This window comes from Winogradskyella sp. (assembly GCF_003712105.1).
In the GTDB taxonomy this organism is placed as follows: Bacteria; Bacteroidota; Bacteroidia; order Flavobacteriales; family Flavobacteriaceae; genus Winogradskyella.
On record NZ_RHLG01000001.1, the window covers coordinates 661,701 to 673,999 of the forward strand.

Here is a 12,299-nt window from a genome sequence, read left to right on the forward strand (position 1 = left end):
TTTGCCCAAACAACAAACAACTTATGAATATTTTAGTACTTGGTTCTGGTGGTAGAGAGCATACATTTGCTTGGAAAATTTCAAAGAGCCCATTATGCAAATCACTATTTGTGGCTCCAGGAAATTCTGGAACATCCGAGGTGGCGACTAATCTTCCAATTTCCGTTACAGATTTTGGCGCAATAAAAGAAGCAGTAATTAAGTACGATATTGAAATGGTTGTGGTTGGCCCTGAAGACCCTTTAGTGCAAGGTGTTCATGACTTTTTTCTTAATGACGATGCGTTAAAAAATGTTTCAGTAATTGGACCACAAAAGGCTGCAGCAGAGTTAGAAGGTAGTAAAGAGTTCGCAAAAGAGTTTATGCAACGTCATAACATTCCAACAGCATCATATCAAAGTTTCACTTCAGAAACGATAAATGACGGATACAATTTTTTAGAAACATTACAACCACCTTATGTGCTTAAGGCAGATGGACTTGCAGCAGGCAAGGGCGTTTTGATATTAGATAATCTCGAAGAAGCTAAAAAAGAGCTGAAGCAGATGCTTATAGATTCTAAATTTGGAAACGCGAGTGCTAAAGTCGTTATTGAAGAGTTTTTAGACGGTATTGAGTTAAGTTGTTTTGTATTAACAGATGGTGAAGATTACAAAATTCTTCCAACTGCAAAAGATTACAAGCGTATTGGAGAAGGAGACACAGGTCTCAATACAGGTGGAATGGGCGCAGTATCTCCAGTACCTTTTGCTACTGAAGATTTTTTAAATAAGATTGAAGATAGAATTGTAAGACCTACTGTTGAAGGCTTGAAAAAAGATAATTTGCCTTATGTTGGTTTTATATTTATTGGTCTGATTAAAGTAGGTGATGATCCTAAAGTAATAGAATATAATGTAAGAATGGGTGACCCAGAAACCGAAGTAGTTTTACCGAGATTAAAAACCGATTTGGTTGCGATCTTTGAAGCAATGGGTAATGGAACACTTTCAAATATAAATATTGAAATAGACCAACGCGCCGCTACAACCATAATGCTGGTTTCTGGAGGTTATCCTGAAGCTTATGAAAAAGGAAAAGAAATAAATGGAGTGGATACAATACAAGATTCAATCCCTTTTCATGCTGGAGCACAATTAAAGGACAATAAAATAGTGACTTCTGGTGGACGCGTTATGGCTATTACTTCATTTGGCGAAACACACCAAGAGGCCATAAAAAAATCTTATCAATCAATAGACAGACTATCATTTGATAAGATGTATTACAGAAAAGATATAGGTTTTGACTTATAAATACGAATGAGCTGTAACGCTTTTATCTTCTTCGTTATTTGCATTAAATTTCCTTAATTCAAGCATCCAATATATAAAGGCAACAAGGCCAATAGCAAAAAATAACCAAGATACTATATTGGCCATAAACCAGTTTGTAAGTTCCATTTCTCTTAATGCATCTAAAGGCGCAAAAAGAGTGTTTACAAATAAATCTTGAATAGCGTAAAAGAAATCCTTCATAACTTTAATAAATTTACGTTGCAAAAATACAAAAACTGTAAATGATTACAAGTCTATTTAGTAAATCTAAGCCCATAAACTTTATAATTGTTATTCTTATGATAATAATTGCTTTTGCAACGCAATTTTTTATTCATACAAAAATGGATACTATTTCTTATAGCTCAGCCCTAGGTGCTTTTTTAATAGGTGTGTTTTACGTTTTTCTTACAGATTTTATTATCTCTAAAAATGATCTAACTCAAAGAAATAGTTATGGCATTATGGTTTTTGGGTTATTGCTTTTAGCATTTCCAGAGGCGTTTGGTAATATCAATATTGTTAGTGCTAACCTTTTGGTTTTTTTCGCTTTAAGGAGGTTGTTCAGCCTCCATTCTAAACGGTCTTTAACTAAAAAGTTTTTTGACGCTACATTTTGGATTTCTATAGCAGCACTATTTTATGCATGGGCAATATTGTATTTATTAATAGTGATTGCAGCATTGATGTATTACTGGCAAAGCGAATTAAGATATGCTGTAGTTGTCCTATTAGCATTTGTCACCGTAATGATATTATTAGTTGTATATAATATCATCCTAAAAAATGAATACTTAGTAAGCAGTAATTTTAATTTTAACTTAAGCTTAGACTTTTCGAGCTATAATAGTGCATTTGGGATTGCTAGGCTAACCATAGTTGCAACAATCTATTTCTGGAGTTTGGTTTATTATCTAAGGCGTTTGCCAGATAGAAATAGAAAAATGAGACCAATCTATATTTTGGTATTAATTTCATCCTTTATAGCATTGGTAATATTATTAATTGCACCCAATAAAAATGGAAGTGAATATGTGTTTATACTATTACCATATGCAATAATTGTAGCCAACTATATTGAGGCAGTGCAAGACAGTTGGTTTAAAGATATTTTTGTGGCGCTATTAATCCTTATTCCAATTGGAAACTTAGTGCTGTAGTTTTTGGCCATAGGCTAAATCACCTGCATCTCCTAATCCGGGTATAATGTAACCTTTAGAGTTTAATGTTTCATCAATGTCGGCAATCCATAAATGAGTGTTGTCATCAAAATTTTGAGACACAAACTCAACACCTTCTTTAGCGCCAATTACACTTACTAAATGTATTTCTTGAGGTTTGCCAAATGGTTTTAGAGCTTCAAAAGTAGCTAACATGGATTGGCCAGTCGCCAACATTGGATCAGCAAGTATAAGTGTTTTGTTTTCTAATTTAGGGCAAGCCAAATACTCTACAACAATTTCAAAACTTTGAGGATTGTCTTTGTGATGCCTATATGCAGAAATAAAAGCATTTTCAGCAGAGTCAAAGTAATTTAGTAAGCCATTATGCAATGGCACACCAGCTCTTAAAATAGAACAAAGTACAATCTCATTATTATATATTTTATTATTGTGTTTACCTAAAGGGGTATTAATTGTTTGCAGGTTGAAACTTAAAGACTTACTTAATTCATAACCTAAAACCTCACCTATGCGTTCAATATTTCTGCGAAAACGCATTCGGTCTTTTTGAATGGTTTCATCTCTAATTTCTAATAAAAAGGTATTTAGTATTGATGGTGTTTTAGCGAGATGGTGAATATGCATTTGTCTAAGCTGTTAAGTGTTTAAAGTTAATAATTCAGACTATATTTGCATACTAAATCTTATGACAATGTTTTCAGAAAAAGCGAATACTATATTTCAAGATGTAATTAAAACGTACAAAGTATTAAATACTGTTGACCAACCTTTTACAAATAAGTTTGATAAGACCGATGACCTTATCGCTCATCTTCTTTACAGAAAATGTTGGATTGATACTGTTCAGTGGGCTTACGAAGACATTATAAGAGACCCAAATATTGACCCAGAAGCTGCTTTAAAATTAAAGCGAATGATTGATGCATCTAATCAAGACCGTACTGATACAGTTGAATTTATTGATAGCTATTTTCTTGATAAATACAAAGATGTAGACATTAAAACAGACGCAAAGGTAAACTCCGAAAGTCCAGCATGGGCAATTGATCGATTGTCAATTTTAGCGTTAAAGATTTACCATATGCATCTTGAAACTGTTCGTGATGATGCTAGCGAAAGTCATAAAGCGGCTTGCCAAAAAAAGTTAGATGTCTTATTGGAGCAACGTGTAGATTTAAGCACAGCAATTGACGACTTACTTACAGATATTGCCAATGGAGACAAGTACATGAAGGTTTATAAGCAAATGAAAATGTACAATGACGATGAGCTTAACCCTGTATTAAGAGGTCAGAAATAGTTTGTAATCCTGAACTTGTTTCGGGATCTCAAATTCTGATATAAATGCCAAACCCTAATCATATATTAGTTTTTAGATTTTCTGCCATGGGAGATGTTGCTATGGTAGTTCCTGTAATTAGGGCATTAGTGTCTAAATATCCTGAACTAAAAATTACAGTAGTTACGCGTAGATTTTTTGTACCCTTTTTTAGAGATATAAAAAACGTTGAGGTTTACGAAGCTGACTTAAAAGGGAAACATAAAGGCATTTTTGGGCTTCGAAAGCTCTCAAAAGAATTAAAAGCTCTAAATATTGATGCGGTTGCGGATATTCATAATGTACTACGCACCAAGATCTTGAAGCTTTTTCTCGGCAAGAAAGTGGTTCAGGTTAACAAAGGAAGAGCAGATAAAAAGGCATTAATTTCTGGACAAAAGTTTGAACAGTTAAAAACAACACATCAGCGTTATGCAGATGTATTTGCAGAATTAGGGTTTCCTGTAGAGTTGACGAATCCTATTTTTCCAAAGAAAGTAGAATTAAGTTCAAAACTAAAACAATATATATCTAATGTTAATTTACCATTAATTGGTATCGCTCCATTCGCCGCTCATGAAGGCAAAATGTATCCTCTAGAGCAAATGAAGCAGGTGATTAACGCTCTTTCAGAAAACTATAACATTGTGTTATTTGGTGGCGGAAAGAAAGAAGTTGAGCTTTTAAACCGTATAGAATCCGAAAATAAGAATACTCATTCAGTTGCAGGAAAATTAAGCTTAGACGAAGAGCTAGATTTAATTTCTAATCTTGATATAATGCTTTCGATGGACTCAGGAAATGCTCATATGGCAGCAATGCTTGGTGTTAAAGTGATTACAGTTTGGGGCGTGACACATCCGTTTGCTGGGTTTGCACCATTCAATCAACCTCATCATTATGCGTTGGTTGCTAACAGAAAAGAATTTCCACAAATACCAACTTCAATTTATGGTAATAAACTTCCTAAAGGCTATGAGAAGGCTGCAGGTAGTAGTTCAGTGGACTCAATAATTGAAAAGATTACTTCGATAATTTCAGAGTAAGTAACTCAACCGTAACTTAAACATCATCATAATCGACAACTATTTTAGTACTCGTAGGATGAGCTTGGCACGTTAAAATAAGACCTTCAGCAATTTCGTTATCTGTAAGTATATTGTTTTGACGCATTGAGGCTTCACCTTCAGTAACACGCGCAATACAACTACTACAAATACCACCTTGGCATGAATATGGTGCATCAATATCCTCTTTTAGCGCGGCATCTAAAATGGATACGTCATGAGACATTTCAAATTCAAACTCCTCATCATCTACAATGACTTTTATCTGAGAATTTCCACCTGACACATCTGTAGGTGAACTTTCACCTTGTGTTGAGGCAGTAAACAATTCGAATAAAATTTGATTCTCCTTTATATTATTTTCGATAAGAACATTTTTTACCGTATGTATCATTGCTTCTGGTCCACACAGGTAAAATTTGTCTATAGTAACACCTTTATATTTGTTTTTAACAATAAGGTTCACCGTGCTTTTTTCTATACGACCAAAGAGCGCGTCTTCTTCATTAGCTTGGCTATAAATAAAATGAACATGAAAACGATTGCCGTATGTGTTTTTCAACGCAAGCAAATCACTCATAAACATGGTATCTGCTTTGGTTTTATTTCCATAAACTAGAATGAAATTGCTAAACGGCTCACCTTCTAAAAGTGTTTTAACAATACTTAAAATAGGTGTAATTCCACTTCCAGCAGCAAAGGCAGCTATAGTTCTGGTTTTAGCCTCATTAGCCTCAAACATAAAACGACCATTAGGTTCTGCTACTTCAATAGTATCGCCAACTTGTAATGTTTCATTAGCATAAACCGAAAATGTTCCGTTTTCCACAGCTTTAACACCAACAGTTAAATCTTCATCTATAGAACAACAAATAGAGTAATCTCTACGGATTTCTTCACCATTAATTTCGGCTTTTAATGTAATATACTGACCAGCTTTAAACGCGAAATTGTCTTTTAGATGCTTAGGCACATCAAAAGTGATAGCAACAGATTTTTCAGTTACTTTATAAATAGACTTTATGTCAAGACTATGGAATTGAGACATCGATTTTATTTTTGAGCAAAAATAAGGAAAGTTTGTCGAGGTTTTTATTTCACAACACGTATCGATTCAACTACAACATTAAATTATGATTTATTAGTATGTCATTAACAATTCATTAGAGAAGATTTAATGAAAATGCCGTTTTTTTAACCTCTTATTTTCGGTTTCAGGATTAATTTTTTCCTCTTCATACACCTTTTTAATATAGGATTTTAACTCTGGTAATACATTGCGGTCAAATAATAATTAAAAAAAGCAAAAAAAATGAAAAAGTTAATTTTATTAGTTTCAATATGTACTGCATGTCTAGTAAGTTGTAGTGACGATGATTCTTATAATGATCCAACACCTGTTGAAACCTCTAGCGCAATTAGAATATTAGAAGTTAATACTGAAACAGATCAAATTATTTTGTCCAATTTTGGGACAGACCTGACAGAAACAGGAAATTATTTCTTATGCCTAGGTCCAGGTACTTATGTAAGAGTATCAGACGCAGCAAGTGGCTCAACGAATTTGGCACCAGGTGAGCAAGTGACCTTATCTTATGATGTTAACCCTACATCTGGCGGATTGGGAATTTTCTCAACAAACACTTTTGGTTCTAGCGACCCAGATATATTATTAGATTATGTACAATGGGGTGCTGCAAACCAAGCCCGTGTAGACCAAGCTGTAACTGCTGGTCGTTGGGACAATGCAGCTAATTTCTTAGCACAAGGATCTCCATATACATTTAACGGAAATTCTGATGATTTTGGGTCATCTTTTTGGGCGTCTGCTGAAGCCTCAAATGTTGTTAGAATATCAGAAGTTAATGCAGGTACAGATCAAGTTAGTTTAGTGAATTTTGGAAATGTTTCTGTAGAAGTAGGTGATTACTGGTTATGTTTAGGACCAGGCACATATGTAAGAGTATCAGACGCAGCAAGTGGCTCAACGAATTTGGCACCAGGTGAGCAAGTGACCTTATCTTATGATGTTAACCCTACATCTGGCGGATTGGGAATTTTCTCAACAAACACTTTTGGTTCTAGCGACCCAGATATATTATTAGATTATGTACAATGGGGTGCTGCAAACCAAGCCCGTGTAGACCAAGCTGTAACTGCTGGTCGTTGGGACAGTGCAACTAATTTTGTTACAGACGGTCCACTGTATGAGTTTAATGGACAAGCTGATGATTTTGGGTCTACGTTTTGGTAAAAAAGTATAGTATTCATATTTGATTTAGACATATATTGTTTAAAGCAGCCAAGAATGTTCTCTTGGCTGTTTTTTTTATTTATAGAATTTAAATTTTGTAAAATTGTAACATATATAAAGAATTGGCTACTAACACCATCAGATAACCTGACCAAACCATGATAAAACATTTTTTAAACTTAGAGTGGAAACAATATTTCCGGTCACCGTATTGGCAAAAAAATCTAGCCTTAAATATTCTTTTAGTCTTCTTCGCTTTATACCTTATGGCTTTTTTTGTTTTAGGAGGAGTGGGACTTTATTATGGTCTTGATGAATTATTACCGAATCAAGACAAGCTAGCAATTGTAAGTAAATACATGTTTTATTGGATACTAGGTGATTTGTTATTTAGGTTTTTTATGCAAAAACTACCAGTAATGAGTGTAAAACCATTACTAACCTTACCTGTAAAGCGAAGTACAGTTGTTAATTTTGTTTTAGGGAAATCGGCCTTTTCTTTTTTTAATTTTTTGCCTTTGTTTCTAGCTATACCATTCGCTATTACTCTATCAGCATATGGATATCCAGATACTACAGCCATATTGATGTGGGTTTTTATAGTCATTATCATTACGTTCAGTTCAAACTTTTTAAATTTTATAATTGAAGCATATTCTGCAGAATTATCAGTACCATTATTACCTTTTTTAATCGTAGCTGCTGGATTATATGGCTTGAATTATTTTGAAATTATTTCTTTTACTGATATTATTGGTAATGGTGTTATTGCAATAACGCAAAACCCAATTTTTATACTAATACCTCTTTTAGTTTTAGGTTTACTTTATATGGTAAATTACAAACTACTTTTACAAAAATTATATTTAGACGCCTCATTAAAAACTAAGGTTAAAGATGTTAACGCTTCGGATCTATCTTGGACTAAACGCTTTGGAGATATTGCGCCTTTTATGCAGTTAGATTTAAGATTAATTTGGCGAAACAAACGTACTAAGTCTACAGCTTTTTTAATGGTAATAGGTTTGCTCTATGGTTTATTTTTCTACCCACAACCTATGTATAGAGAAATGGAATTTATGTGGGCTTTTATTGGGATTTTTTCTACAGGGTTTTTCTTAATCAATTTTGGGCAATTTATTCCTGCTTGGGATAGTGGTTATTACAAAATGTTGATGAGTCAAAATATTAAGTATGAGCAGTATCTGCGTTCAAAATTTATACTTATGGTAATGAGCGTGGTAGTTATGTTTGTACTCGGTATTCCATACGTTTATTTTGGATGGAAAATTTTAATCGCTCATTTCGCGGCAGCCATATACAATATTGGTGTTAATTCGCATGTAATAATGTGGGGCGGCTCTTTCAATAGAAAGAAAATAGATTTAGACAAAAAAGCAGCTTTTAATTATCAGGGAACTGGCGCTGTACAGTGGCTTATCGGTATTCCATTAATGCTTGTCCCAATGATCTTATTTGGTATTTTAAATTGGTTACTTGGTTTTGAAGTGGCTATAGCTACATTAATTACTCTGGGAATTATAGGTATAGTGCTTCACAAAAAACTAATGAAATTTATAACTGAAAAATACCTAAACTCTAAATACAAAATGATAGCTGCCTTTAGTAAAGACGCTTAAAACAATATACAATGATACAAACAACAGACATATCAAAATCATATAACGGTATTCAAGTTCTTAAAATAGACGAATTGCACATACCCAAAGGACAAAGTTTTGGGCTTGTGGGAAATAATGGTGCAGGTAAAACGACTTATTTTAGCTTATTATTAGACTTAATAAACCCAACCACCGGATCAATTACAAGCAATGATATTGTGGTCTCTAATAGCGAAGATTGGAAACCGTTTACTTCTGCTTTTATAGACGAAACGTTTTTAATTGGGTATCTAACACCTGAAGAGTACTTCTATTTCATTGGCGATTTACGAGGGCAAAACAAAGCAGATGTAGATGCACTTACATCTCAATTTGAAGACTTCTTTAATGGCGAAATATTAGGTAAGAAAAAATACTTACGCGATTTAAGTAAAGGAAATCAGAAAAAAGCCGGCATTGTAGCGGCACTAATTGGTAATCCAGAAGTGATTATACTCGATGAGCCTTTTGCAAACTTAGACCCAACGACTCAGATTCGTTTAAAACAAATTTTGAAAGATTTAGCAGAAAAGCAAGGTGTAACAGTATTAGTGTCTAGTCACGATTTATTACATGTTACCGATGTTTGCGAACGTATTGTTGTTTTAGAAAAAGGAGAAGTAGTAAAAGACCTTGAAACTAATCCTACAACACTTAGAGAGTTAGAAGCACATTTTGCTAAAAGTGCCATTTCAAGTTCTGAAGAAGAAGAATAGAAAACAGCAACTCTATATATTAAGAAAAAGCTCAAGCTAAACCGCTTGAGCTTTTTTGGTAATAGGTGTAAAACACTTCATTTTTCATCAATAATTCAAAAAGATGTTTATTTTTACGGCTTAGGATAACAAAACAGAGTGTTTCACGTTATTTATAGACCAAAATTTAGTCTTTTGAAAACTTGTAAAAGAGCTTTAATATTAATTTTCTTAATCGCGATTGTTGCCCAAAGTTGTTCGCGTAAAAAAGACAACTTCATCAATAGAGCTTGGCACTCCGTTGGGACGGAATACAACATACTTTATAATGGAGAAATAGCTTTGCAACAAGGTTTAGCAACAGTTAATAACGCGTACACAGAGAACTTCTGGGAATTATTACCTGTAGAGCGCTTTGAGGCAAAAGACGAAATCCGCCTAGGAAATGAAGCCGAGAACTCGGACTTTGAGCGTGCTGAAGAAAAAGCCACTAAGGCTATACAAAAGCATAGTATGACAATTGGTGGGAAAGAAAAAAACCCACAAATTGACGAAGCGTATTTGTTGCTTGGTAAATCAAGATACTATGATCAGCGTTTTATTCCAGCGTTAGCAGCATTCAACAATATTCTTAATAAGTATCCAACAAGTGATAAAATAAATCAGGTTAAAGTTTGGCGAGAAAAAACAAACCTGAGACTTGGCAATCCTGAGATAGCCATAAAAAACCTTAAACGTCATTTAAAGCAAGAAGAAGTTGAAGGCCAGGATTTGGCAGACATCACAGCAGTATTAGCTGATGCTTATTTGGCAATTAAAGAAAAGGATACTGCAATAAAGTACTTAGATACTGCTGCGGTAGCTACTAAGATTCACACTCAAAAAGCACGCTATAATTTTATTAAAGGTCAACTATACAATGAGTTTGGTAAAAAGGACAGCGCCAACATGGCTTTTGATGAAATCATAGCCTTGCATCGCAAAATTCCAAGAGCATTTTATATCAATGCACATCTCGCAAAATCATTCAATTTTGATTCAGAAAATGGAGATAGAATTTTGTTTATGGAATACTTGACTGAATTGGAAGAAGACAGAGAAAATAGACCATTTTTAGATAAAATACATTACCGTATAGCTAAGTATCATCAAGAACAAGGAAGAGATAGCCTAGCAGAGACTTACTATAATAAGTCCATTCAATCAAACAGGACACTTAATCAAGACAAGGTCTTATTTGCAAATAATTACCTAACACTTGGTGATATGTACTTTGACCGCACCGAATATAAAACTGCGGGCGCTTATTATGACAGTACACTTACTAATATGGTTGAGAAGACAAAACCTTATAGAGTAGTTAAGAAAAAGCGAGAGAACCTTGTTGATGTTATTTATTACGAAGGCATAGCAAGAGTAAATGACAGTATCTTAAGATTGATTGGATTACCAAAAGAGGAACAGATAGCATTCTACAACGATTACATTAAAGAATTAAAAGTTCAAGATTCTATAGCTAAAGAATTGGAAAAAAAACGTGCTGAAAAATTGGCAAGTAAAGCGTCTGGTTCTAGAGGTGGAGGATTAACAGGGCTTGCAGGACCTGGAAGAACAAACCGCCCTGGAGCGCCTTCAATAAGTACATCGAATAATTCAGATTTTTATTTTTATAATACATCTGCTAGCACTTATGGTAGAGACGAATTTTTCAAACTTTGGGGACAGCGAGAATTACAAGATAATTGGCGTTTAGCAAACACAAGAGCTTCAGGGGATTTTGAAATTGCAGGTGAAACAAAAGAAGGTGAAGAGAATGTTACACAGTTAGAATTGTACGACCCAGAGTTTTATATTTCAAAATTACCAACAGACCAAGTAGAGATAGATAGTATAGGTAAAGAACGAAATTTTGCATATTATCAATTAGGACTAATATATAAGCAAAAGTTTAAAGAATACAAGTTAGCCAAAGGCAAGCTCGAGGCACTGCTTAAGAACAATCCTGAAGAGCGTCTTGTTTTACCTTCTAAATATCAGTTGTATAAAATATATCTTCTACTTGGTGAAGATGATGAGGCTGAAATAGCAAAGAATAGAATTATAGAAGAGCATCCAGACTCTCGTTATGCTGAGATACTTCGTAATCCAGATTCTCAGTTAGCAAAAGACCTCAATGACCCAGAAGCGGTTTATGAAAAACTATTTAGAAGGTTTGAAGCTCAAGAATACTTAGAAGTCATTGCATCTGCCGAAGAATATATTAAACAATTTGAAGGTGACGGCTATGTGCCAAAGTTTGAAATACTAAAAGCGACATCAATAGGAAGATTAGACGGATTTGATGCTTATAGAGATGCAGTAAATTATGTAGCGCTTACATATCCAAATTCGGAAGAAGGAAAACAAGCTCAGGAAATTGTAAATAATGCATTACCTGCACTACAAAAGAGAGAGTTCCTTCCAGAAGACGAAGGCAATTCATTCCATGTTGTGTACCAGTTTGATAGTAACAATGAAGAAGAAATTAAAAGCTTTGAAGAAGAGATTGCCAAAGAGATTAAGAAATTACCATTTCGAAACCTTACTATATCTAAAGATGTATATGACAGAAATACTACCTTTATAGTTGTTCATGGATTAGAATACATCACATCTGCAATTGGTTTTGGATACACACTTCAAGATTATAAAGATGAAGGCACAAAAGGTATTACCAAAAAATATTTAACAGTTTCCTCGGCTAACTATACAATAATCCAAAGACACAAAAACTTAGAAGAGTACACCAATCCAGAATAAATTTA

11 protein-coding genes are annotated in these 12,299 nt (G+C 34.0%); 8 read left to right on the forward strand and 3 right to left on the reverse strand.

Annotated features, from left to right (window positions below; genetic code table 11):
* Positions 1–23: 23 nt before the first annotated feature.
* Positions 24–1,295: a phosphoribosylamine--glycine ligase gene (gene purD / locus ED556_RS03135; RefSeq protein ID WP_296319228.1), complete on the forward strand. Its 1,272-nt coding sequence runs from the start codon at positions 24–26 to the stop codon at positions 1,293–1,295.
* Here purD and ED556_RS03140 read toward each other — a convergent pair.
* Positions 1,290–1,517, reverse strand: a complete 228-nt coding sequence (locus tag ED556_RS03140; protein WP_296319230.1) for a uracil phosphoribosyltransferase — start codon at positions 1,515–1,517, stop codon at positions 1,290–1,292. The two genes, purD and ED556_RS03140, sit on opposite strands and share 6 nt — an antisense overlap.
* A 41-nt stretch (positions 1,518–1,558) precedes the next feature.
* On the opposite strand from ED556_RS03140, the gene ED556_RS03145 reads away from it, so the two are divergent.
* Positions 1,559–2,476 (forward strand): DUF6427 family protein, encoded by a 918-nt coding sequence (locus ED556_RS03145; protein ID WP_296319232.1) that lies wholly within the window; start codon positions 1,559–1,561, stop codon positions 2,474–2,476.
* Here ED556_RS03145 and upp read toward each other — a convergent pair.
* On the reverse strand, positions 2,465–3,124 hold the full coding sequence (gene upp, locus ED556_RS03150) for a uracil phosphoribosyltransferase (RefSeq protein WP_296319233.1): 660 nt from the start codon (positions 3,122–3,124) through the stop codon (positions 2,465–2,467). The genes ED556_RS03145 and upp overlap by 12 nt on opposite strands.
* A gap of 67 nt (positions 3,125–3,191) precedes the next feature.
* On the opposite strand from upp, the gene ED556_RS03155 reads away from it, so the two are divergent.
* Together ED556_RS03155 and ED556_RS03160 are read left to right on the forward strand one after the other, a co-directional pair.
* Positions 3,192–3,800: a DUF4254 domain-containing protein gene (locus ED556_RS03155; RefSeq protein WP_296319236.1), complete on the forward strand. Its 609-nt coding sequence runs from the start codon at positions 3,192–3,194 to the stop codon at positions 3,798–3,800.
* 44 nt (positions 3,801–3,844) lie between these two features.
* Positions 3,845–4,864, forward strand: coding sequence for a glycosyltransferase family 9 protein (locus ED556_RS03160; protein ID WP_296319238.1), 1,020 nt, complete (start codon positions 3,845–3,847; stop codon positions 4,862–4,864).
* A gap of 16 nt (positions 4,865–4,880) precedes the next feature.
* Here the strand turns inward: ED556_RS03160 and ED556_RS03165 are convergent, their stop codons facing one another.
* Positions 4,881–5,933, reverse strand: a complete 1,053-nt coding sequence (locus ED556_RS03165) for a ferredoxin--NADP reductase (RefSeq protein ID WP_296319240.1) — start codon at positions 5,931–5,933, stop codon at positions 4,881–4,883.
* A 264-nt stretch (positions 5,934–6,197) separates the two neighbouring features.
* Here ED556_RS03165 and ED556_RS03170 point away from each other — a divergent pair, with 264 nt between their 5' ends.
* The 4 genes from ED556_RS03170 (at position 6,198) to ED556_RS03185 (ending at position 12,294) form a co-directional block, all read left to right on the forward strand.
* On the forward strand, positions 6,198–7,139 hold the full coding sequence (locus ED556_RS03170; protein ID WP_296319242.1) for a hypothetical protein: 942 nt from the start codon (positions 6,198–6,200) through the stop codon (positions 7,137–7,139).
* Positions 7,140–7,297: 158 nt separating this feature from the next.
* Complete coding sequence (locus ED556_RS03175; RefSeq protein WP_296319244.1) at positions 7,298–8,779, forward strand: DUF5687 family protein; 1,482 nt, start codon at positions 7,298–7,300, stop codon at positions 8,777–8,779.
* An 11-nt stretch (positions 8,780–8,790) separates the two neighbouring features.
* On the forward strand, positions 8,791–9,516 hold the full coding sequence (locus tag ED556_RS03180; protein WP_296319246.1) for an ABC transporter ATP-binding protein: 726 nt from the start codon (positions 8,791–8,793) through the stop codon (positions 9,514–9,516).
* A 174-nt stretch (positions 9,517–9,690) separates the two neighbouring features.
* Entirely contained in the window at positions 9,691–12,294 is a 2,604-nt protein-coding gene (locus tag ED556_RS03185; RefSeq protein ID WP_296319248.1) for a tetratricopeptide repeat protein, read from the forward strand.
* Positions 12,295–12,299: the final 5 nt, after the last annotated feature.

What these genes read in the sequence shown, in the direction of transcription:
- purD (WP_296319228.1), top strand. Translation starts at nt 24, where the DNA reads ATGAATATTTTAGTACTTGGTTCTGGTGGTAGAGAGCATACATTTGCT.
- ED556_RS03140 (WP_296319230.1), bottom strand. Translation starts at nt 1,517, where the DNA reads ATGAAGGATTTCTTTTACGCTATTCAAGATTTATTTGTAAACACTCTT.
- ED556_RS03145 (WP_296319232.1), top strand. Translation starts at nt 1,559, where the DNA reads ATGATTACAAGTCTATTTAGTAAATCTAAGCCCATAAACTTTATAATT.
- upp (WP_296319233.1), bottom strand. Translation starts at nt 3,124, where the DNA reads ATGCATATTCACCATCTCGCTAAAACACCATCAATACTAAATACCTTT.
- ED556_RS03155 (WP_296319236.1), top strand. Translation starts at nt 3,192, where the DNA reads ATGTTTTCAGAAAAAGCGAATACTATATTTCAAGATGTAATTAAAACG.
- ED556_RS03160 (WP_296319238.1), top strand. Translation starts at nt 3,845, where the DNA reads ATGCCAAACCCTAATCATATATTAGTTTTTAGATTTTCTGCCATGGGA.
- ED556_RS03165 (WP_296319240.1), bottom strand. Translation starts at nt 5,933, where the DNA reads ATGTCTCAATTCCATAGTCTTGACATAAAGTCTATTTATAAAGTAACT.
- ED556_RS03170 (WP_296319242.1), top strand. Translation starts at nt 6,198, where the DNA reads ATGAAAAAGTTAATTTTATTAGTTTCAATATGTACTGCATGTCTAGTA.
- ED556_RS03175 (WP_296319244.1), top strand. Translation starts at nt 7,298, where the DNA reads ATGATAAAACATTTTTTAAACTTAGAGTGGAAACAATATTTCCGGTCA.
- ED556_RS03180 (WP_296319246.1), top strand. Translation starts at nt 8,791, where the DNA reads ATGATACAAACAACAGACATATCAAAATCATATAACGGTATTCAAGTT.